Genomic DNA, 22,150 nt, shown 5'->3' on the forward strand with positions numbered 1-22,150 from the left:
GCGGTGCGCGACGCATAATCGCCGGCCGGATTGGGATTGCCGCGCGCCCTGCGGCGCTTGCGCCGCCAGCGCAAAGCGAGCGCCATGAGGGCAGTGGCGCCGGCGATGACAAGGACGGAGATGAAGAGAACGAGGGCGTTGTCAGCCACGGCGGGGAAGCGTTGGCTGGAGAAAAATACTCAAGCTGAAAAGCATAAGGTCCGCGCCCCCTCGTAGTCCTGCAAAAGCTAACGCGAGCCGACGTTGCTGCACAGACATTATTTGCGAGAGGCTGGCATCAAAACGTAGAGACGCCGGCGGGACAGCGCCGCCTTTCCCTTCTCCCGTCTAGAAGCTCAGGTCGCCAGTTCCACCCACACCGGCGCATGGTCGCTGGCGTTTTCCTCGGCACGCACCTCCCGATCGATGCCCGCTCCTTTCAGCTTCCGCACCAGCTTCTTCGACAACAGAATGTGGTCGAGCCGTAGGCCGGCGTCGCGCGGCCAGCGGTTCCGGCGGTAGTCCCAGAATGTGTAGAGCTTCTCCTGCTTCGGAAAGACCTTGCGCAGCGCATCCGTCCAGCCCTGATCGATCAGCGCCGCAAAGGCGGCGCGGCTTTCAGGCTGCACCAGCGCGTTGTCGTCATAGGAGCGGGTGGCGTAGATGTCGCGCGGCTCGGGCACAACGTTGAAGTCGCCGGCAAGCACCACCGGCAGGCCGGTGTCGAACAATTCGCTCGCATGCGCCGCGAAGCGCTGGTGCCAGGCGAGCTTGTAGGTGAACTTAGGCCCGGGCTGCGGGTTGCCGTTCGGCGCGTAGAGGCAGGCAATCACGATGCCGTTGACCGCCGCCTCGATGTAGCGCGCCTGGCGGTCGGCATCGTCGCCGGGCAGCGCGTCGCGTGTCAGCACCGGCTCGGCGCCGCGAGCCAGGATGGCGACGCCGTTCCAGGTCGGCTCCCCCTTCCACACCGCGCCATAACCGGCCTTCGCCAGCCGGGTCAGCGGAAACTGCGTGTCGCGGGATTTCAGTTCCTGCAGGCAGACGACGTCGGGCTTGGCTTTGACGAGCCAAGCCAAGAGGTTTTCCAGCCGGCTGTTGATGTTGTTGATGTTGAAGGTGGCGAGTTTCATTTGCCGAAGACGCCTCTTCATTCGTCATCCTCGGGCTTGACCCGAGGATCCATGCCGTGACCATCGCCGTGGAACTCTGCGGGGGCCAAATTCTGAGCCGTTGCAATGCCTTAGCGTCACGGCATGGATCCTAGGGTCTGCGCCGCGTCGCTTCGCTCCTTGCTTCGCCCTAGGATGACGAAGCGAGAGGCGCCATCCGAGCTTTTATCGTCTCCGCCACCGTCTTCAGGTGATCCGCCACCGAAAAACCCGACACCGCCTTGCGGGGCTTGAGATCGTGGTCGCCGTCCTCCAGCCAGACCACCTCTATTGCCGCTGACAGCCCGTAGGTCGCGACCTCGTCCCTGGTGCCGAACTCGTCGCGCGTGCCCTGGAAGATCAGCGTCGGGGTCTTCAGGTCGGTGAGATGTTTTGTCCGCAGTTGCTCCGGCTTTCCCGGCGGATGGAAGGGGTAGCCCAGACAAACCAGGCCAGCGATGTCGCCATTGGCAAACATCTCGTCGGCGACCATCGAGGCGACGCGCCCGCCCATCGACTTGCCGCCGATGATGAGCTTGCCGGTCAAGCCTTTGGCGCGCAGATCGGCGATCGCCTTGACATATTCCGGGTTCACCGTCTCGGCGCGCGGCGGCGGCTTGCGATGGCCAAAACGGCGCGCAGCCATGTAGTGGAACTCGAAGCGCGCGACGCGGAAACCGGCGGTGGCGAGAGCCTTGGCGGTGGCGGTCATCGAGGGAGAGTCCATCGCCGCACCCGCGCCGTGCGCGAGCAGGACGGTGACAGGGGCGGAGTCGGGGCCGTCGAAGAGGAAGTAGGTCATCGGGCGGGCTTCCTGGCAAGGCCGCACTCCGTCCCACCCCCCTCTGCGCTGCCGCGCATCTCCCCCGCAAGGGGGGAGATTGGCAGCTTTGGCGCCGCGCCTGACCTCTTACGCTGGCGATTGGCGAAAGCGGACGCGACGGCTGATCTCCCCCCTTGCGGGGGAGATGGCCGGCAGGCCAGAGGGGGGTGCTCAGGCGCGAACATCTCGCTCGCCGGTCATGTGCAAATCCACGAACTGGATTCCCTTCTGCGCCAGTCTTGCCCATTCGGACTCCGCGTCGAGCTCCAGATAGCGCGCCCACAGCCGGCGGGCTTCGGCCAGATTGCCGGCGTCGAACTCAAGCCGGGCCAGGTTAAACACCGGGTCGGCATAGGCCTTGTCGAGCGCCATCGCCTTCTGCAGGTGCCGCCGCGCCGACGCGACCTTGCCTTCGTCGCCCACCAAGCCGGCGAGGTTGAACCAGGCTTCGACGAAGCCGGGATCGAGCTTTATCGCGCGGGCATAATCATGCGCGGCTTCCGCTGCGCGGCCGGCGCCGCGCAGGCAGTTGGCGCGGTTGAAGGCGGCGATGGCATCTTTTGGATCGATCGCCATGCAGCGCTGGTAGAGCGCTGCGGCCTCGTCGTGCCGCCCCTCCTCTTCCGCGGCTTCCGCCTCGGCGAACAGCTCCTCCAGCGTGTCGTCTTCCGGTGAGCCGAGGTCGAAGAGAAGCTGGCCGTCGAGCTCGCTGCGGCCCTCGTCGAGATAGATCGCGTCCGGCCGGCCATGCTGCGAACCGAGATTGAGCGACTTGGCGGTGAGCGAGGCGACCGGGCCGGAGCGATGCACCGAGCGCGCGATCGCGCCCCATGTCGCGCCGCTGGCGATCAACCCGGCATATTTTCTGGCCAGGATCAGGTCGCGGAAGGAATAGGGTTCGCCGTCACGTTCGAAGGCGTCGAACAGCGACAGCATGTCGAGATCGCTGGCGGCAAGCCGCGACTGGTCGATCAGCGATTGCCGGGACAGCGACGACGCCTGAGGCGCCTTCAACAAGCCGAGCAAGCGCAGGAAGCCGTTTTCGCTGACCAATTCGCGCCCGGCTTCGCGCTCGGCCTGCACGCGGCGCTCGATGTCGCCATCGCCCGTTCTTGCCGTGGCCGCCTTGGCCAGCAGCGTGCGGCCGAACACGACATGGGTGGTGCGACGGGTGACGCCGCGCCTCAACTCGGCATGGCGGCGCTCGACCTCGCGCGCGGCGAGCCTGAGCGGAAACGCGGCCAGCGGGCCGACGGCGCCGAACACGGCGCCGGGGAGGATCACCGGCCCTCCCGTCACTTCTTGCTCTTGCCGGCGGCTTTCAACAGGTTCGCTTTCAGCGGGTTCTCAGGCGCGCCGCCGGCGGCGGCCGCCTTCTTGGCCGGCTTGGCCGGCGCCTCCTCGGCCTTGCTCTTCGACTTGGCCGGCGGCTTGGCCGACTGCGACAGGCTCGCTTTCAGCGCATCCATAAGGTTGATGACATTGCCGCGTTCGGGCGCCGCCGCGATGATCGGCTTGTGGCCTTTGAGCTTCTCGCGGATCATCCCCATCAGCGCCACTTCGTAGCGATCCTCGTAATTCTTCGGATCGAAATGAGTTTCCTTCTGCTTGATCAGCGCCTGGGCGAGATCGAGCATTTCCGGATCCGGCGTGCCGGCCGGGATGTTGCCGAAATATTCAGCCGTGCCGCGCACTTCGTTGGGGTTCCTCAAGGTGCAGACGAACATGCCGTTTTCGCGCGGGCCGATCGTCACCACGCGCTCGCGGCTGGAAAGGACCAGGCGGGCGATCGCCAGCTTGCCGGATCTGCGCATCGCTTCGCGCAGCACCGCGAAGGTCTCCTCGGCCATGGCGCCGTCCGGGGCAAGGTAATAGGGCGAGTCCTGGTAGATGACGTCGACCTCATTCTCGTCGACGAAGGCCTCGATGTTCATCGTGTGGTTGGATTCGATCCGGACCGCGTCGAGATCGGCATCATCGATGATGATGTACTGCTTGTCCTCATATTCGTAGCCCCGGACCAGGTCCGAGCGTTCGACCAGGCCGAGTTCGGGGTCGACCGGCTTCATGTTGATGCGGTTGTGGGTCTTCTTGTGCAGCTGGTTGAACGAGATGCGCTCGCTCGCGCTGGTGGCCGGATAAAGCCGGACCGGACAGCTGACGAGGCTGAGCTTGAGGTAACCTTTCCAACTTGCCCTGGGTGCCATGATGAACTCCTACGCGGCCATGCACTGACAGTTTTACTTTTTTGGAAGCCTGATCTTTGCCGAAAACCGGTTTCCCACTTTTCGGGATCATGCTCCGGCGCTTCGTCCGAAGGACGGTTGGCGCTCCGGAAATGCTACACCGACCCTTGATGGTACATGCAAATTGCTGACGAAGTGTTCTTGGGCCGGTTGGCGCGGAGGATAATTCAAATTGTAGGAAGCGTCGATGGAGATCGAAACCGAACGCTGGCAGGACAGAGGGGGTGTGACGGATCGCCAACGCCTGCGGTTTACTTTCCCTCAACCACCGGCAAATCCCTGGCGGCCTCGTCGATCTCCGCCCAGGGATCGCCCGAGGTCTCCAACAGTCCCGGCAGCGAGGCGTAGTTCAGATCCTCGGGCGCGTCGATAGCCTCCAGATCGGTCCAACTCATCGGGGTCGATGCCGGCAGGTTGGTGCGGGCGCGCAGCGAATAGGGAGCGGCGGAGGTGTGGCCGCGGGCGTTGCGGTGGAAGTCGATGAAAATGCGCTTCTTGCGGTTTTCCTTGCCCATGACGGTGACGAAAGTGTCGGGCGCGCTTGCCGCGAGCAAAGTGGAAATGGTGCTCGAGGCCTGGTGCAGTTTCTTCCAGTTCTGCTTGCGCGTCACCGGCACTGTGATGTGGATGCCCTTGCCGCCGGACGTCTTTGCAAACGGCACCAGGCCGAGGCTCTCCAGTCCGCCCTTGATGTGGACGGCCGCCTCGACCACCTCGCGCCAGGAAATCCCCTCGCCCGGGTCGAGGTCGAAGACGATCTGGTCGGGCTTGTCGAGCTTGGTGCGGTGCGTGCCCCAGGTGTGGAACTCGACGACGCCGAACTGCGCCAGTGCCAGATAGCCCTTGGCGTCCTCGACCGAGAGGTAGGTCTTGGGCTCGCCTTCCGAACTGATGCTCTCGAACACCGCCACCGAAGGCGGCATGCCGGTGAAGGCGTGGCGCTGGAAGAAGCAGTCCTGCGGCCGCCCCGTCGGGCAGCGCACCAGCGACACCGGGCGGCCGATGATGTGCGGCAGCATGAAATCGCCGACCAGCGCGTAATAGACGGCAATGTCGAGCTTGGTCGGCCCGGTCTTGCCGAACAGCCGCCGCTCCGGATTGGTGACCCAGATGGTGGCGAGGTCGGACTCGGCGATCAGCCGCTTGCGTTTGATCGCAACCGGCGTGGTCAGGCCGCCGACATCGCGCAGGCCGCGGAAGACGCCGTGGCGGATCGCATTGTCGGCGGTGCGGTTCGAATAACGGACGCGTGCTGACAGCAGCGGCTTCACCCAATGCATCTCGCGCATGATCTCGCGCGGCACGCCTTCGGGCGGCGTGGCGCCGGCGGTCAGCCGCTCCAGCCGGGTCAGCAGGTCGGTCGCCATGTCGCGGTCGAAGCCGGTGCCGACCTTGCCGCGATAGTGCAATTCGCCGTCGACGAACTCGGCCATGCCCAGCGCCGCAAGCCCTTCCGCCCGGTCGGAAACGGTGTAGCCGGCGATGACGAAATCATCCGTCTTTTGCGCCTTGACCTTGGTCCAGCTCTTGGTTCGGCCGCTCATGTAGATGGCATCGGCGCGCTTCGAGACGACGCCTTCCAGCCCAAGGTCCGAGGCCTGGTCGTAAAGCCCGCGGCCATCGCCCTCGACGTGGTCGCTGTACTGGATGGCGGAGTTTGCCGCCTGGCCGGCGAGCAGTTCGGCAAGCAGCGCCTTACGCTTCTGCAGCGGCGCCCTGCGCAGGTCCCAGCCATCGAGATGCAGGAGATCGAAGGCGTAGAAATGCAGCTTCGAGCCGGCGCCCTGGGCCAGCGCGTCCTGCAGCAGCGCGAAGCGCGAGATGCCCTTGTCGTCCAGCACCATGATCTCGCCGTCGATGATCGCCCGGCTGGCCGGCAGCCGCGAAAAAGCCTGCGGCAGGTCGCCGTAGCGCTTGGTCCAGTCGAGGCCGCCGCGGGTGATCAGCCGCACATTCCCGTCCACGACATGCGCCATGGTGCGGTAGCCGTCGAATTTGATCTCGTGCAGCCAGAGCGTGCCGGTGTCCTCGCCATCGGGCGGCTCGCTTACCTGCGCGGCGAGCTGCGGCTCGATGCGGCTTGGCGGGTCTGCCTTGACCGCGCCGGGCAGCGCGCCGGGTTTCAGCGAGCCAGGTTTCGGCGGCAGGCGCTGCGGCTTCTTCGGCGGCGCCGCCAGTTCCTCGATGCGCCGGCCCGACTTGACGCTTTCCGGCCGCGCTTCGAGAATGTCGAGCTCGGAGTCGGAGGCGAGATCGCGCTCCTTGAAAAGCAGCCAGCTCTTCTTGTTCTCGTCCTCGCCGGGCTTGGGCTTCAGCCGGGTCAGCATCCAGCCGCCATTGAGCTTCTGGCCGGCGAGGCGGAACTTGAAGGCGCCGGTGCGCAGGCTCTTTTCGACATCCTCCATCGGCGCCCAGGTGCCGGTGTCCCAGACGATCATCGGCCCGCCGCCATACTCGCCCTCGGGGATGACGCCCTCGAAGTCGATATATTCGATCGGATGATCCTCGGTCTCGACCGCGAGGCGCTTGTCGGCCGGATTGAGCGAGGGCCCGCGCGGCACCGCCCAGCTCTTCAGCACGCCGCCGACTTCGAGGCGCAGATCGTAGTGATCGGCGGTGGCGTGGTGCTTGTGGATGACGAAGCGATTGCCGCCGCCGACCTCCGGCCCGCCCGCGGGTTCAGGGGTGCGGGAGAATTCGCGCTTGGCGCGGTAGGTTTTGAGTTGGGGAGCTGGCATGGGTTAAGTGCCGAAGCGCGTAGCCGACAGTGGCAAGGGCCGCGATCCTTCGCGCCCCCGAGCCCGCGCGATCGTCATCCTCGCGCTTGACCCGAGGATCCATGCCGTGACCTTTACCGCCGAGTGCAGCCGAGCAGAACTTGGACCGTCGTGACGCGTCCAGGTCACGGCATGGATCCCAGGGTCTCCGCGACGTCGCTTCGCTCCTGCTCCGCCCTGGGATGACGAAGGCACTCCACTCAATCGTCGGTCGCCGGCGTCAATTCCAGCTCGGCCGGCGTCAGACCCTGCCGCAGCTGGCTCAGCCGGAATTCGTCGACCCAATAGGCCTCGCCGTCGACCAGCACGCGGGCGCTGTAGGTGCCGCCGGAAAAGCTCTGCGCAGTGACGTAGACCTTGTGGCGGTCGAGCGCCTTCTTCACCGCGGCGCGGCGGGACTTTTCTCTGGCGACGGGACTGGCCATGGCTCACTCTGTAGACGCTGGCGCTGAACAGTCTCTAAGGATGAATGAGAGCGGGGGGCGAGTCAATTTGGCGGGGCGACGGAGCGCCAAGCTCCCGTCAAGCGGGCGAGACGGCCGGCAGGCCAGACCAGAGAGGCACCGGAAGGACCGAGGCGTTTGAGCCAATAAGGGCCGCCGCTTTGTTGCTATCGATCTCCCAACAAGAAACTACGATGCGTCGGCGGGACAGCGCCCCCTCTGCTCTGCCGGCATCTCCGCCACAACAAGGGGAAGATTGGCTGTCGCCAGCGCCGCGCCCTATCTTGGAGTGCAACGAGGGAAGCACATGTCTCACATCCGGGCGATGACGAAGAACGATCTGCCAGCCGTCTCGCGGCTGCTGGGAGGATCCTGGCGGCGGACCTATTCGCCGATCATGGGTGAGGAAACCGTGGCCCGGCTCTCCGACGAAAAACATGCGCCCGACAAGCTCGCCGAAGAGCTCGCCGACGACAACAAGATGTCGTTCGTGGCCGAGCGGACCGACGGATCGATCGCCGGCTATGCCATGGCAGCGATGGACGAGAGGGGCGATGTCATGCTCGACCGGCTGCATATCGAGCCGGAAGAGTTCGGCAGCGGCCTCGCCGTCGACCTCTTGCACGCGGTGCTTGCGGCCCATGCCGGCATTCCAAGCATCGCCCTGGAGGTGATCGAGGGCAATGAGCGGGCGATCGCCTTCTACCGCAAGCACGGCTTCGAGGTGGTCGAGCGCCGGCCGGCCGCACATGGCGTCGGCGGCCATGCCTCGCTGATCATGCGCCGAATGCTGCCGATGGCTTGAGGCCGCGCTGGACGCATCGCGTCCCGGCATTATAATTTCGCGGGTGCTAATTTCTTACCGGAGACAGATGAATGAGCCTCGGCAAGCAGAAACTCGGCAGCCAGGGGCTCGTCGTGTCGGCCATCGGCCTCGGCTGCATGGGCATGAGCCAATCCTACGGCCCGGCCGACGAAGCGGAGTCGATCGCGACGATCCACCGGGCGATCGAGCTTGGCTGCACCTTCCTCGACACGGCCGAGGTCTACGGGCCTTTCATCAACGAGGAGCTGCTTGGACGCGCGCTGAAGGGCCGGCGCGACGAGGTGACGATCGCGACAAAATTCGGCTTCCGCATCGTCGACGGCAAGCAGGATGGCACCGGGCGCGACAGCCGGCCGGAGCATATCCGCGAGGTGGTCGAGGCTTCGCTCATGCGGCTCGCGACCGACCGCATCGACCTGCTCTACCAGCACCGCGTCGACCCTGATGTGCCGATGGAGGATGTCGCGGGCGCGGTAGGCGAGCTGGTGGCGGAGGGCAAGGTGCGCTTCTTCGGCCTGTCGGAGGCGGGGGTTTCCAACATCCGCCGCGCCCATGCCGTGCACCCGGTCTCGGCGCTACAAAGCGAATATTCGCTGTGGGAGCGCAATCTCGAGCCCGAGATCATCCCGGCGCTTGCAGAATTGGGCATCGGCCTGGTGCCGTTCGCACCGCTCGGCGGCGGTTTTCTCGCCGGCGACGTCAAGCGGGCGGAAGACTATCCCGAAGGCGATTTCCGGCGCGGCGACCCGCGCTATCAGGGCGAAAATTTCGACGCCAATGTCGCCGCGGCCTCCACGGTCCGCGAGATCGCCGTCGCCAAGGGGGTCAAGCCCGGCCAGGTGGCGCTCGCCTGGCTGCTGGCCAAGGGGCCGGAATTCGGCATCGACATCGTGCCGATCCCCGGCACCAAGCGACGGACCTATCTGGAGGAGAATGTCGCCGCCGCCGACATCAAGCTCGACGCCACCGAGATGCTGGGGCTCGACATGGCGCTGACGCCTGAGAAGGTATCGGGGCCGCGCTATAACGAGCGGACGATGTCGATGGTGGATCGGTAGTAGTCAGCCAATCTCCCCGCTCGACGGTCCCTCACGCGGGGAGATCAGCTCGGTCAATCCTACTGCTTATTGCAATCCGCCAGCGCCGCCATCGCCTTCTTGGCCTCGGCCTCGCTGGCGTATCTCTTCTTGCCCAGATCGACGACCAGCGTTCCGTCCGGCTTCTTCGGCACGATCTCGCACTGTTTCGAAACGGCGTCCCTGGCGACCCACCATTCCTCGGCCGCGACAGCAGGCAGGCTGGCAATGCCGGTAGCGAGGATTGCGATAGCGACGGTGCGAACCATTCCTGGCCTCCATTGTCAGTTGCTGGAAAACAGGCCGGCGCTGCCGGCGCCGTTAGTCAACGGAGCCAGCACACCGCCTTGGGCAAACGCCCTCCCCGGGCCTTCTGTTCCGGCTCAGCCGTGATCTCGGGAGTCACACGCCCGCATGCTGGCGTCCAATCTAACCTTTTGTGAGGATATCGGCCCTAACCTCCGCGCGAGGCAACCAGAGGTTTCACGTGCACGCCCTCGTCGACGATTTTTCCGAGTACCATGTCCCGCCGCGACGCATCCTGATGCACCATCCGCGGCATGGTTCATCGCTGAGGGCACTGTCGCAGGAGCGGCTGGTCGAATTGAACTTCCTCGACCTGCCGCATGTCGAGGAATTCTATGCCGAGTACGATGCCTTCGCCGCGTTGGTCGCGAACCATGTCGAGATGCTCTACCTCGAGGACGTGCTCGGCGATCACGTGCCGTACCGATCCGAGTCATCCGTCAACCCCAATCTGATCTTCATGCGCGACAGTTCAGTGACCCTGCCTTGGGCGCCGACGAAATTCATACCCACACGCCCTGCTCTGCCCAGCCGGGCTGCCGAGGCCGGGATCGTCAGTTATGCGCTGAAGCGGCTCGGCATGGCCCCGCTCACGCATCTGGAGAACGACGAATATCTTGAAGGCGGCGACGTCCTTCCGGTGACGTTCGACGGGCGCCGCGTGCTGCTCGTCGGCTTCGGCGTCAGGACGACCAAGGCGGCAGCCATCAAACTTGCGCTCGATCTCATCCCCGACCATGTCGACTACATCATCGGCCTCTCGCACGATCCGGCGTTGCTGCATCTCGACACCGGCTTCACCGTGCTGCCCAACAAGGTGATCCTGGCCGCCGCGGGCATGTTCGGCGCCGGCTTCCTGATCGATGAGAACCGGCGGCTCAACCCCGTCAATCCGCTCGCCTATGCCGAAGCGCTCGGTTGCTCGATCGTGCGCTGCGACAAGGCCGACGCCATCGCCCATGAACGCTGCAACCTCCTGCCGCTGGGCAACCGCCGCTACCTCGCGTTCGACATGCCGGCAGAACTCAAGGCAACGCTGGAGCAGGCGGCAGGCGTGACCATCGAGCGAGTCAAGGGCACCGAGATCGCCAAGGCCACCGGCGGTGTGCACTGCCTGACGAGGCCGCTTTACTGCTGACGCCGGCGCGGCTCGGACCTTGAAATCATCGCGCGGCTCGCAACGTCTGTTTTGTCCTTTGCCGATGAAACCGCTGTGCGGCTTCGACGAACCCGGCAGCCGAGACAGCTGCCCGGCGACGACTGCCAGGCTCTCAAAGCTTGTCGTATTTGATGTTCGAGGCGACGTACTCGTTCTTGAGCCTGCGTTGGCCGCCTTCGAACGGTCCGGTGTTGAAGGCGAACACCCTGAGCTCGGGCATGTTGTCGGCAGTGGCCGTCCGCTTCCAGGCGTTGAGAAAATCGCCGTTCATGGCGGCCAGCTTCTCGAACACCGTCTCCTGCAACATCTCGGCGGGAAACGGCAGCGTCGCGCCCTCCACCAGTTCGACCGCCACCTCCATGCGCTTGTTGTGCGCGGCGTCTTCGTAGGAAATGAGGCGAAAGGTCGACAGTACCGGCGCCAGCACGTCGAGGCCGAACAGGATCTCTCGCAGGCTGTCCGGCGTGACCTTGGCTCCGTAATACTCGATCGACATATCGGAGCGGCCGTAGATGAACAAAAGCGGCAGGTCGAGGATACGGCCGCTGTTCTTCAAAATGTTGCCATGCCCGGCTTCGCGCAGGATGCGCTTCAACTCGCTGAAGCGCAGCGCGTGGCCGCGATCGTGGATGTTATAGCGGATCTTGGGCGAGATGTTGTAAGGCCGAGAAATGGTTGCCACCAATTCGCCACTGGCGTTCTCCTCCAGGTAGTAGGCCAGCGGATTGTACTGGAAGATCATCGGCGTGACGCCGTATTCCGTCCGCACGATGGCCTTGCGCAGCCGCTCGTCGCCGAGCAGCGCGCGGCGCAGGTTGATGGTGAGTTCGCTTTCGAGCGCCAGGTTGACCTCAAGATCGGAGGCGCCGTAGCTGCCGATCACACGCCGGAATTTCTTCAAGAGATAGCCACGGAGGCTCTCCGAGACGCCTTCGCCGCCGAAGGCCGCATCGATGGTATATTTCGACCAGTCCAAACGCGGGTCGTCGACCAGCGTCTTCAGGAACGGCGGATAGCCCATCACAACATAGCGGAAGCGCGGCCCGAACTCGTTTATGGTGTTGACGATCTTATCGAGGTTCGGCCCCGTCGATTTCAGGATTGTCGTGTCGGTCAGCGAGATCGCCACATTCATGCCTGTCGCCCACGCGCCGAGCGCGAACGCATTGAGGATGAACAGGGTCTCGTCCTCGCCGGTGATGCGCAGGAACGTCATCTGCATCATCTGCTTGGTGATCATCCGCTCGGTCTTGCCGCGCACCCAGCTGGTCGGCATGCCACTGCTGCCGGAGGACTCGTCGACCATCACGCCCATCGACGGCAGCTTGCCATCCAGCAGACGTTCCTCCTGCGGATATTTCTTGACGTAGGATTCCTTGTCCATCTCCGGAATCGAACTGAGGTCGGGCTTCGTCACATGATCGAGCATGATCTCGGGCTTGCCGCCGAGCCGGTCGATATAGTCTCGATAGGCCGGAACCCGCCTGTAGGCATGATAGAAATTCGCCCAGGCGCGCCACGCGCCGATGCCCCAGCGCAGCCGCTCGAAGCCGGGAATGAGCAATATCTTGTAAGCATGCCGCGAAGACGCGAATGCCCGCTCGACGACGTTGACCAGCGCGACAAGCGCAAGGAAGAAGGGCCGTACCGCCCGCTTGATCAGCCGCATAGGATGATGTCCTCGTAGGGGAGCCGGTAGCTCAGCGGCGGCGGCTGGCTCTTGCCCAGCCGGAGCAGCAGCCAGACCATGTCGGCGCCTCCTTTTTCGTCCGGCATCCTGAAATAGCCGATCATGTTGGTGCGCGCCTCGTCTGAGGTGATGACCGAGCCATAAGGCTGCCAGTAATAGCCATGGCGAGTAACGATGAGCCACAGCCGGAACATGGTCGTGCCGGCACGAAACCAGTCCTCCATGGTGACGTAAGGACCGCGCAGCCACCCGATGGTGCCGACGCCCTTCATGCTGCGGCCGTAGATGAGACCCACGAGGCTCTTGATGCCGGGCAGGGTCCAGAAGCCAGGCCTGGTGAAGAAGCTTTTGAGCAGAAACGCCGAGAAGCCGAGGCAGCGCGCCGAAAGGCCGTCGCCGGTGATGTCTTCCTCGCGCGTGCCGAAACGCAGCCACCGCACCAGCTCCTTGCGGATGGGCACGTTCTCCATGTCGTGGAAAAGCGCCTGGCGATTGAGCTCGATCACCCAGTCGATCGCCTCGGCGTCGTTGCGCGCCTCGAAGCGATGGCCGGTTCGAAGGGCTTCGGCCTGCATCTCGCCAAGCAGCGTCTGCGGGATCGCGCGACCGTCATAGGGAAGCCGGGAGGTGTGGCGGTCGAGGATCAGCCGGGGATCGAAATCCGCAATCGGCGCGATCGCCGGGCGCAGCGTCAGCCTCGATATGACCTGGGGCGTCTGGGTGTCGCCACCCTTGTACATCGGAGAGAAGTCGGTTGCGCAGTCGAGCTCGAAGCCCAGGCCATGCGCTGCGATTGAACATATCTCGGCAAAGATGCCAGCGGTGAGCCAAGTGAAGCGGCCCTCCGGGTCGGCCACATAAAGTCCACGCCGCGGCAGGAACACGATCTCCGCCTCGCGATCGCTTAGGATACGGAGCCGGAAAGGCTGCGTGTTGTGCGGGCTGGGGCAGCTCACCGCATAGCGGGCAATCTTCCGCCATTGTTCCGATGACTTCGCGTCGTCTTCCTGCACGCTATTGCGCTCCGCCAATTTCGACCAGGCAATAGCAAACAAACAATACGAGACGGTAAGTTCAAATGGCTAATGAATACTTTTGAAACACCCTACATCATTCCGGGGCAGCGCCTGACAAGCGGCACCCCGTTTCGTGCCCATCAACCGCCCGAATGCGGGTCGATGCTGTAGGGATGCACGGGATAGCCTGAGCCGATCGTCCCGCTCACCCGATCGATCCAGGCGCTGACCGCCGGATAGTCGGCAAGCGAAAAGCCGCAATCCTCGGCGCGATGGCCGTAGGCATAGACGGCGATGTCGGCGATGGTGAGCGAGCCGCCGACAAGGAACGGGGTGTCCTGCAGGCTGCGCTCGAGAGCGCCAAGCGCGCGGGCGCCCGCCTCACGCTTGCCGGCCACCATCGCCTGATTGCGCTCCAGCCGCCCGGTCAGAGACCAGAAGCGCAGCGAGCCGATGACCGGCTCGACATAGTACTGCTCGAAGAACAGCCACTGCATGGCCTTGGCGCGCGCGAGCCGGTCCGCCGGCAGGTAGGGCGTCCCCTCCGCGACGCAAGCGAGGATGGCGTTGGATTCGGCGATCGCCGCCCCATTCTCCACGGCGAGCACGGGAACGGCGCCGGCCGGATTGAGCTTCAGGAAGGCCTCCGTACGGCTCTCGCCCTCGAAGATCGAGACAATGCGGGTTTCATAAGCGATGCCGAGCAGGCCAAGCAGGACACGAACCTTCCAGGCATTTTGCGAGGGCAGATAATCGTAGAGCGTGAGCATGGGTGCGTCCCTCCTTGGCCAGGCTGGCTTCGCATGGGGCGTGCGCGGGCGCCACCCGATTTATGCGCCTTGATTTCCTCCCTTGAGGGGGAGATGTCGCCGAAGGCGACAGAGGGGGTCGTCTCCCGTAAATCGTCAGCGTCGTGTTCGTGGCGGACCGCGTAAGGCGCTGCGACCCCCTCTGGTCTTCCGACCATCTCCCCCTCAAGGGGGGAGATCGGCAGTTCCGCCACGCCTCACCCCGCGATATCCCTCGCCACCGCCTGCGCCTCGATGCCGATCTCGCGCAGCAGGCCGGTGACCGGATTGTAGAAGCCGACGAGGTAGACACCCAGCGCCGTCGCGCGTGGATTCACTCCACTCTTCCCCGGCCGCAGCTCCGCCGGCAGGATGCCGTCATAGCCAGGACGGTAGCCCGTGGCGAAGATTACGGCGTCGAAGTTTTGCTCCTGCCCGCCGGCGAATGTTGCGCCGTCCTCGGTGAAGCTGACGATATCGGGGAGAATGCCGATCCTGCCCGCCTTGATCGCTGCTACAGTTCCGACATCGATGACGGGAATGCGGCCGGCGTCGATCTGCTTGAGGATGCCTTCCTTCGGCCTGACGATGCCGTATCGCTCCAGCCTGCCCAGCGCAAGGTCGAGGATTTTCGGGAACATCCAGTCGTTCAGCGCCCGCGGCATCGGCCGGCTGGCGATGCCGACCATCTGGATCGGCACGCCGAAAAGCTGGCGCGGCACGATGTGGACGCCCCTGCGCACCGAGATCGTCGGATGCGCGCCGCTCTCGGCAAGGTCGAGCGCGATCTCGGCGCCGGTGTTGCCCATGCCGACGACCAGCACGTTCCTGGCCGTATAGGGCGTGGCCTCGGTGTAGGCGGCGCTGTGCAGCACCTCTCCCTTGAAGGTTTCGATGCCGGCAAAGGCCGGCGTTATCGGCTCTGCGTTGTTGCCGGTGGCGATGACGATCTTGCGGGCGTTGAAAGGACCGGCATCGGTCTCGACCACGATTTTTTCGCCCGCCCGGCGGATCGATTTCACCGTGACGCCGAAGCGCGGCTCTAGGCTGAAACGCGCGGCATAGGCGTCGAGATAGGCGACCACCTTTTCACGCGGAACGTAGCGTGGGTGGCTTTTCGGGAACGGCAGGAAAGGCAGTGACGAGAAGGACTTCACCGTGTGCAGGTGCAGCCGCCGGTAATGCCGCCGCCAGGCCGGCGCCAGCTCGCTCGCCCTTTCGAGGATGATGAAATCGACTCCGGCCCGCTTCAGGCAGGCCCCGACAGCCAGCCCTGCCGGTCCCGCGCCGACGATGACGACATTGGTGTCCAAGGCAGCCTCCTCCCCCAAGGCGAGAAGAAGCTATGCCCGAGGTGTCGGAGGAGCAAGTAGGGGAAATCACCTGGCCTTGCGGGGGTGCACCGAGCGAAATATCTGCCGCCGACGGCGATGGAGCGATCGCTGCGCGTGAAGTGCCGGCGCGTTGCGCGGAGGAATACAACGTCGGCGATCTGCGTGAGACGACCCCTCAGGCCTCAAGGGGGGAGATCAGGATTCGCGCTCTACTCCGTCCCGCTCGGCGCTTCGGCCTCGTCCTCGGGCGGTTCGAGAATCTCGATCAGCCGCGCTACCCTGGCGCCCGGCATCGCGCGACCCTCGTTCATCAGCGCCTCGTCGGCGCCGATCCAGGCGAAGGCCTCGCGCAATTCCTCGAGGCTGGCGCCGGTGAGCGCGACGTCGGCGATGACGGCCTCGTCGACAGGGCCAAGAACGGAAATGATCTCGTTGCGGGTCATCCTTGTCTCCCTGGGGCGGAACGATGACAAGGAAACGGCGGACGGGTGGAGCGGGTTCCGACGGCGTTGTCTCCGCCTTGTGGGAGAAAGCGCCGCGCGGTCTTTGCTCTTGCCCCGACAACCGCTATGCACGGAGGCTCGTCCCGGAATTCTGCCGAGTCCTCATGAAATCCGTCTTGCTGCTTTCCGCCCTGCTCCTCTCCTCACCCGCCCTCGCCCAATGGAAGCCGAGCGAGAAGGTCGAGACCTATGCGATCTCAGGACAAAGCGTGGAGGCGCTCTATGTCTCGATCGGCGAGAAAGGCCCTGTGATCGGCAGGGACTCGGCCGGCAACGGGCGGCGGGCAATCGCGCAGACCAACTTCAAGCTGACCTGGCAGCGCGATTATCAGACCGAAGGCGACGCCTGCGTGCTGAAGACCGCTCGCCCGAAGCTGATCATCACCTACACGTTGCCGAAGCCCGCCGCAAAACTTGCCCCCGCCGTGCAGGCGCGGTGGGACGCGTTTGCCGCCGGCCTCGCCGCACACGAGAAGGTCCACGGCGCCGGCATCGTCGACATGGTGGACAAGATCGTCGCCTTCAGCACCGGCCTCACCGTTGCCGACGACCCCGGCTGCACCAAGATCAGGGCGGAGCTGACGAATTATCTCGACCAGCTTTCCAAGGCGCAGCGCCGGGCCAGCCGCGACTTCGACAAGGTCGAGTTCGGTCCGGGCGGGAACTTGCAGAAGCTGATTGCGGCGTTTCTGATCGGCGGGTGAACACGGCCAAGGAGCGGCCGCGCCCTTCCCGCGGTGGCAGCAGGGCCACACCGGAAGCACCGCTATCAGCATTACCGCATCTCGAATGGGACAGCTGCCAATCCCGTCTGCGCGGAAACGGGCACTGTCGGCTCTTTCTCGGCTAGGTTGAAATCTACACCTTAGTACTTGCTAATGCGCATTCAGCGCTCTTCACCGACTGATCGGCGGCCACGCGGCACGGCCCTGGATCGACTTAGCTCACGGCAGGCTGGCTCATTTGTCCTTTGAGACGAAAGTCTAAGGGCATGCGCCGCAGCTTTACAGGCGGGTTTGGTAGCGCTACCGTTTCACAGTCGCGTGACCCGGGGGGAGCTGGGGCAAACGTCGCCGACGCCAGTGGTGGATGCTTGCCGGCATCCGTTTCAGCCACACCTTGATTGGAAACGGCTCCCCGCGAAACCCGCAGGGACCATCGGGAGGAGTTCGATGGCGTCTGTCGCGATTGGCGATGTCTACAAGTCGTTCGGAGCCACCCAGATCCTGCACGGCGTCAGCGTCGACATAGAGGACGGCGAGTTCGTCACGCTGGTCGGGCCGTCGGGATGCGGAAAATCGACGCTTCTGCGGATGATTGCCGGGCTGGAAAAAATCTCCCGCGGCCATATTTCGATCGGCAGCCGTGTCGTCAACGATGTTGCGCCGAAGGAGCGCGACGTGGCCATGGTCTTCCAGAACTACGCGCTCTATCCGCACATGACCGTTGCCGAGAACATGGCGTTCTCGCTCATGCTGAAGGGAGTGGCCAAGGCGGAGAGCGATGCCGGGGTGAAGCGGGCGGCCGAGATCCTCGGGCTGGTGCCGCTTCTGTCGCGTTATCCACGCCAGCTTTCGGGCGGCCAGCGGCAGCGCGTCGCCATGGGCCGGGCGATCGTGCGCAATCCGCAGGTGTTTTTGTTCGACGAGCCGCTCAGCAATCTTGACGCCAAGCTGAGGGTCCAGATGCGCGCCGAGATCAAGGAACTGCACCAGCGGCTGAAGACGACGACGATCTATGTCACGCACGATCAGATCGAGGCCATGACCATGGCCGACAAGATCGTCGTCATGCATGACGGCCTCGTCGAGCAAATCGGGCCGCCGCTCGAGCTCTACGACCGGCCGAACAACCTCTTCGTCGCGAGCTTCATCGGCTCGCCGGCCATGAACCTGCTCAAGGGCACATTCGCCAATGACCGCGCGCCGTCGTCGTTCCGGGGCGCGGGTGGCGTCTCCGTGCCTCTGTCGAAACCACCCGCGATCGGCAACGGCGAAGCCGTCGTGCTCGGCGTTCGGCCCGAGCATCTGCGGCTGGCCGAGGACGGCATTCCGGTCACCGTGGTGGTGATCGAGCCGACCGGCTCGGAAGTGCAGATCATCGAACGGACGGCCGGCGGAGAGGATATCGTCGCCAATTTCCGCGAACGCCATTCCTTCGCGCCGGGAGAAACCATCCGGCTGTCGGTGGAACCCGGCCCCATTCATCTGTTTCACGGCGAAACGGGCCAGCGGATCGAAGCGGCGCCATAGACCACGCAACGAGGAAACCCACAGGAGGAGACGAGCATGAAGTTCACCAGACGCGACGTGATCCGCACGACCGCCGGCGCGGCCGCCGGGGCCTTGGGCAGCCGCTTCGTCGGCTCGAGCGCCTTCGCCCAGGAGGGCCTCACCTACAAGCCGGAGGAAGGCGCCAAGCTCCGGCTGCTGCGCTGGTCGCCTTTCGTGCAGGGCGACGAGGACCAATGGCTGAAGAATACGAAGCGGTTCACCGAGGCGACCGGCGTGGAGGTGCGCGTCGACAAGGAGAGCTGGGAAGACATCCGGCCCAAGGCGGCCGTCGCCGCCAATGTCGGCTCCGGTCCCGACCTGATGTTCGTCTGGTTCGACGACCCGCACCAATATCCCGACAAGCTGCTCGACGTGACCGAACTCGGCGACCATCTCGGCAAGAAGTATGGCGGCTGGCACGACGGCCCGAAGCAGTATGCGACGCGCGAGGGCAAGTTCCTCGGCCTGCCGCTCGCCACCATCGGCAACGCCATCGTCTATCGCGAAAGCTGGGTGAAGGAGGCCGGCTTCTCGGAATTCCCGAAGGACACGGCGGGTTTCCTCGACCTGTGCAAGGCGCTGAAGGCAAAGGGCCATCCCGCCGGGTTCACCCATGGCCACGGCGTCGGCGACGGCAACAACTATGCGCATTGGCTGCTATGGAGCCATGGCGGCCAGATGGTCGACGAAGCCGGCAAGGTGACGATCAACAGCCCCGAGACGCTGAAGGCGATCCAGTATGCGCAGGAGCTCTACAAGACCTTCATCCCCGGCACGGAAAGCTGGCTCGACGTCAACAACAACCGCGCCTTCCTGGCCGGCGAAATAAGCGTGATCGCCAACGGCATCTCGGCCTACAACACCGCCAAGGTCAACAAGGACAACGACCCGAAGCTGGCCGAGATAGCCAAGGACATCCGCACCACCAATCTGCCGATCGGTCCGGTCGGGAAATCGGTCGAGCTGTTCCAGGTGACCACGGCCGTCATCTTCAACTACACGCCCTACCCCAATGCGGCCAAAGCCTATCTGCAGTTCATGTTCGAGGACCCGCAGATGTCGGACTGGATCACGTCGTCGGCCGGCTATTGCTGCCAGACGCTGAAGGCTTTCGACAACAATCCGGTGTGGAAGGCCGACCCGAACAATGCCGCTTACGCGAAAGCTTCGGCGACGCTGCGACCCAACGGCTATGCCGGGCCGCTCGGCTATGCCTCGGCCGCGACCATGGCCGATTATGTGCTGGTCGACATGTTCGCCAAGGCGGTGACGGGACAGGCGACGCCGCAAGAGGCGATGGAAGAGGCCGAAAAGCGCGCCAACCGCTATTATCGCGTCTGATCCTGCCGGGCACCTGAAGCAAGGGTGGCCGCGTCGGGATCTTCCGGGGCACGGAAGGACCACGCGGCCACCACCACTCCACCGCATGTTGCGAGGAATCCGCGCCCATGGCCGTGTCATCCGTTGCCGTTCAGCGGCGTCCGTCGATGCTTTCGCGACTTGCCGAGAGCCGGAACACTCTTGGTCTCGGCTTCATGCTGCCGGCGGCGGCGCTGCTCCTGGTCTTTCTCACCTATCCGCTGGGACTCGGCGTCTGGCTTGGCTTCACCGACACACGCATCGGCCGGCCCGGCATCTATATCGGTGTCGAGAACTATGAATATCTCTGGAGCGACAGCGTGTTCTGGCTGTCGGTCTTCAACACCGTGCTCTACACGGTCAGCGCTTCGATCCTGAAATTCGTGCTCGGCCTCTGGCTGGCTCTCATCCTCAACGAGAAGCTGCCCTTCAAGTCGTTCTTCCGCGCGGTGGTGCTGCTGCCCTGGGTGGTGCCTACGGTGCTGTCGGCCATCGCCTTCTGGTGGATCTACGATTCGCAGTTCTCGATCCTGTCCTGGGCGCTGCAGCAGATGGGGCTGATCGACCACCGCATCAACTTCCTTGGCGATCCGACCAACGCGCGCGCTTCCGTCATCGCGGCCAATGTCTGGCGCGGCATCCCGTTCGTCGCCATCACGCTGCTTGCCGGCCTGCAGACCATCCCGCAGTCGCTCTATGAAGCCGCCACGCTGGACGGCGCCAGCCGCTGGCAGTTGTTTCGCCATGTGACGCTGCCGCTTTTGACGCCCATCATCGCCATCACCGTGACCTTCTCGGTGCTCTTCACCTTCACCGATTTCCAGCTGATCTATGTGCTGACCCGCGGCGGGCCGGTGAACGCCACCCACCTGATGGCGACCTTGTCCTTCCAGCGCGGCATTGCCGGCGGCCAGCTCGGCGAAGGCGCGGCAATCGCGGTCGCCATGATCCCCTTCCTGCTGGCGGCGATCCTGTTCAGCTATTTCGGCCTGCAACGGCGCAGGTGGCAGCAAGGCGGCGGAGACTGATATGGCCGCGATCAGAGAAGTCGAGCGCCTGGACACCGACGAAGGCGGCATGGGCTACCTGCAGAGCCTGCCGCGCCGGGTGGTCACGGTCTATCTGCCGCTGCTGGTGTTTCTCATCGTGCTGCTGTTTCCATTCTATTGGATGACGATCACGGCGGTTAAGCCCAATGTCGAGATGACGGATTATGTGAACTACAATCCGTTCTGGGTCGTGCATCCGACGCTGGAGCACATACGCTATTTGCTCCTGGAGACCTCCTATCCCGGCTGGCTGCTCAACACGGTGATCATATCGACGGCGGCCACCTTCCTGTCGCTGGCGGCTGCGGTGCTCGCCGCCTACGCGATCGAGCGGCTGCGGTTCTCCGGCGCCCGCCAAGTCGGCCTTGCCGTCTTCCTCGCCTATCTGGTGCCGCCCTCGATCCTGTTCATCCCGCTGTCGGTGATGGTGTTCAACCTCGGTCTCTACGACACGCCCTTCGCGCTGATCCTCACCTACCCGACCTTCCTGATCCCGTTCTGCACCTGGCTGTTGATGGGCTACTTCCGTTCGATCCCCTTCGAATTGGAGGAATGCGCGCTTATCGACGGCGCCACCCGCTGGCAGATCCTGACCAAGATCGTGCTGCCGCTGTCGGTGCCGGGCCTGATCTCTGCCGGCATCTTCGCCTTCACGCTCTCCTGGAACGAATTCATCTACGCGCTGACCTTCATCCAGTCGTCGGAGAAGAAGACGGTTCCGGTCGGCGTGCTCACCGAGCTCGTCCGCTCGGACGTTTATGAATGGGGAGCGCTGATGGCGGGCGCGCTGATCGGCTCGCTTCCGGTGGTGGTGCTTTATTCGTTCTTCGTCGAGCACTACGTCTCATCGATGACGGGCGCGGTAAAGGAATAGCGTCCGCATGCATAACGGCGCCCGCCGCCGCGCTAAAAACTGATCTCCACGGCCGCCCCGCTGCGCTTCGCCTCGCCATGAAACACCGCCTCGATGTTGCTGCCGTCGGGGTCGAGCAGGAAGGCGGCATAGTAGCCGGGGTGGTAGGGGCGCTCGCCCGGCGCGCCGTTGTCCTTGCCGCCGGCGGCAAGGCCCGCCTGGTAGAAGGCGTCGACCATGGCGCGGTCCTTGGCCTGGAAGGCGAGATGGTGACGGCCGGTGAGCACGCCCTGGGCCGCGCGGCTATCGGCGCTGGAAACGAACAGTTCGTCCGCCCAGAAATAATCCTCGGCCTCGCCGCCGATCGGGACGCCCAGCACCTCGAGCACCGCGCCGTAGAAACGCCGGCTCGCCTTGACGTCGCGCACCACCAGATGAAGGTGGTCGATGAGCCGGCCGCGATAGAGTTGCATGGCGTGTTGCCTCCTCCCGATTGCTG

General features: G+C 64.4%; 21 protein-coding genes. 8 read left to right on the forward strand and 13 right to left on the reverse strand.

The genetic code is table 11. The features are described from left to right. Positions 1-335: 335 nt before the first annotated feature. The 6 genes from EOA79_RS11640 to EOA79_RS11670 all read right to left on the reverse strand — a co-directional run bounded on the left by EOA79_RS11640 (position 336) and on the right by EOA79_RS11670 (position 7,401). The gene (locus EOA79_RS11640) at positions 336-1,112 is read right to left on the reverse strand and encodes an exodeoxyribonuclease III (RefSeq protein ID WP_095801392.1); all 777 of its coding nucleotides are present in this window, start codon (positions 1,110-1,112) and stop codon (positions 336-338) included. Between the two features lie 169 nt (positions 1,113-1,281). Continuing rightward, complete coding sequence (locus tag EOA79_RS11645) at positions 1,282-1,932, reverse strand: alpha/beta family hydrolase (protein WP_095824527.1); 651 nt, start codon at positions 1,930-1,932, stop codon at positions 1,282-1,284. 192 nt (positions 1,933-2,124) lie between these two features. Continuing rightward, a complete protein-coding gene (locus EOA79_RS11655) occupies positions 2,125-3,237 on the reverse strand; it encodes a tetratricopeptide repeat protein (RefSeq protein WP_095824672.1) in 1,113 nt (370 codons plus the stop codon). A gap of 11 nt (positions 3,238-3,248) precedes the next feature. Continuing rightward, a complete protein-coding gene (locus tag EOA79_RS11660; protein ID WP_095801394.1) occupies positions 3,249-4,160 on the reverse strand; it encodes a Ku protein in 912 nt (303 codons plus the stop codon). A 290-nt stretch (positions 4,161-4,450) separates the two neighbouring features. Beyond that, on the reverse strand, positions 4,451-6,937 hold the full coding sequence (gene ligD / locus EOA79_RS11665; protein WP_095824529.1) for a DNA ligase D: 2,487 nt from the start codon (positions 6,935-6,937) through the stop codon (positions 4,451-4,453). Between the two features lie 239 nt (positions 6,938-7,176). Then, positions 7,177-7,401, reverse strand: coding sequence for a hypothetical protein (locus EOA79_RS11670; protein WP_067322499.1), 225 nt, complete (start codon positions 7,399-7,401; stop codon positions 7,177-7,179). 325 nt (positions 7,402-7,726) lie between these two features. Here EOA79_RS11670 and EOA79_RS11675 point away from each other — a divergent pair, with 325 nt between their 5' ends. Both EOA79_RS11675 and EOA79_RS11680 read left to right on the forward strand, forming a co-directional pair. Next, complete coding sequence (locus EOA79_RS11675; RefSeq protein ID WP_066998508.1) at positions 7,727-8,224, forward strand: N-acetyltransferase; 498 nt, start codon at positions 7,727-7,729, stop codon at positions 8,222-8,224. Positions 8,225-8,295: 71 nt separating this feature from the next. Further along, complete coding sequence (locus EOA79_RS11680) at positions 8,296-9,303, forward strand: aldo/keto reductase (RefSeq protein ID WP_127335353.1); 1,008 nt, start codon at positions 8,296-8,298, stop codon at positions 9,301-9,303. A 59-nt stretch (positions 9,304-9,362) separates the two neighbouring features. Here EOA79_RS11680 and EOA79_RS11685 read toward each other — a convergent pair whose 3' ends face one another. Then, positions 9,363-9,590 (reverse strand): hypothetical protein, encoded by a 228-nt coding sequence (locus EOA79_RS11685; RefSeq protein WP_067322490.1) that lies wholly within the window; start codon positions 9,588-9,590, stop codon positions 9,363-9,365. A 218-nt stretch (positions 9,591-9,808) separates the two neighbouring features. On the opposite strand from EOA79_RS11685, the gene EOA79_RS11690 reads away from it, so the two are divergent. Then, a complete protein-coding gene (locus EOA79_RS11690) occupies positions 9,809-10,765 on the forward strand; it encodes an arginine deiminase family protein (RefSeq protein WP_095824531.1) in 957 nt (318 codons plus the stop codon). A 133-nt stretch (positions 10,766-10,898) separates the two neighbouring features. Here the strand turns inward: EOA79_RS11690 and EOA79_RS11695 are convergent, their stop codons facing one another. From EOA79_RS11695 to EOA79_RS11715, 5 genes are all read right to left on the reverse strand, one after another. Next, the gene (locus tag EOA79_RS11695) at positions 10,899-12,455 is read right to left on the reverse strand and encodes a CoF synthetase (protein WP_095824532.1); all 1,557 of its coding nucleotides are present in this window, start codon (positions 12,453-12,455) and stop codon (positions 10,899-10,901) included. Then, a complete protein-coding gene (locus tag EOA79_RS11700; protein WP_127246767.1) occupies positions 12,446-13,489 on the reverse strand; it encodes a hypothetical protein in 1,044 nt (347 codons plus the stop codon). Before EOA79_RS11700 ends, EOA79_RS11695 begins: the two co-directional genes overlap by 10 nt. Before the next feature lie 143 nt (positions 13,490-13,632). Then, the gene (locus EOA79_RS11705; RefSeq protein ID WP_095824534.1) at positions 13,633-14,262 is read right to left on the reverse strand and encodes a glutathione S-transferase family protein; all 630 of its coding nucleotides are present in this window, start codon (positions 14,260-14,262) and stop codon (positions 13,633-13,635) included. A gap of 236 nt (positions 14,263-14,498) precedes the next feature. Beyond that, complete coding sequence (locus tag EOA79_RS11710; protein ID WP_095824535.1) at positions 14,499-15,593, reverse strand: NAD(P)/FAD-dependent oxidoreductase; 1,095 nt, start codon at positions 15,591-15,593, stop codon at positions 14,499-14,501. Positions 15,594-15,823: 230 nt separating this feature from the next. Continuing rightward, complete coding sequence (locus tag EOA79_RS11715; protein ID WP_067001193.1) at positions 15,824-16,057, reverse strand: hypothetical protein; 234 nt, start codon at positions 16,055-16,057, stop codon at positions 15,824-15,826. A gap of 164 nt (positions 16,058-16,221) precedes the next feature. On the opposite strand from EOA79_RS11715, the gene EOA79_RS11720 reads away from it, so the two are divergent. The 5 genes from EOA79_RS11720 (at position 16,222) to EOA79_RS11740 (ending at position 21,672) form a co-directional block, all read left to right on the forward strand. After that, positions 16,222-16,821, forward strand: a complete 600-nt coding sequence (locus tag EOA79_RS11720) for a DUF922 domain-containing protein (protein WP_095824536.1) — start codon at positions 16,222-16,224, stop codon at positions 16,819-16,821. Positions 16,822-17,289: 468 nt separating this feature from the next. Beyond that, positions 17,290-18,369, forward strand: coding sequence for a sn-glycerol-3-phosphate ABC transporter ATP-binding protein UgpC (gene ugpC, locus EOA79_RS11725; RefSeq protein WP_127335205.1), 1,080 nt, complete (start codon positions 17,290-17,292; stop codon positions 18,367-18,369). 36 nt (positions 18,370-18,405) lie between these two features. Further along, on the forward strand, positions 18,406-19,731 hold the full coding sequence (locus tag EOA79_RS11730) for an ABC transporter substrate-binding protein (RefSeq protein WP_127214326.1): 1,326 nt from the start codon (positions 18,406-18,408) through the stop codon (positions 19,729-19,731). A 107-nt stretch (positions 19,732-19,838) separates the two neighbouring features. Beyond that, the gene (locus tag EOA79_RS11735) at positions 19,839-20,777 is read left to right on the forward strand and encodes a sugar ABC transporter permease (RefSeq protein WP_127335204.1); all 939 of its coding nucleotides are present in this window, start codon (positions 19,839-19,841) and stop codon (positions 20,775-20,777) included. 1 nt (position 20,778) lies between these two features. Next, complete coding sequence (locus EOA79_RS11740; protein WP_067001185.1) at positions 20,779-21,672, forward strand: carbohydrate ABC transporter permease; 894 nt, start codon at positions 20,779-20,781, stop codon at positions 21,670-21,672. A gap of 32 nt (positions 21,673-21,704) precedes the next feature. On the opposite strand, the gene EOA79_RS11745 is transcribed toward EOA79_RS11740, so the two are convergent. Continuing rightward, a complete protein-coding gene (locus EOA79_RS11745; protein ID WP_095824539.1) occupies positions 21,705-22,124 on the reverse strand; it encodes a VOC family protein in 420 nt (139 codons plus the stop codon). Positions 22,125-22,150 lie beyond the last annotated feature (26 nt).

Source organism: Mesorhizobium sp. M1A.F.Ca.IN.020.03.2.1 (genome assembly GCF_004023205.1).
GTDB lineage: Bacteria > Pseudomonadota > Alphaproteobacteria > Rhizobiales > Rhizobiaceae > Mesorhizobium.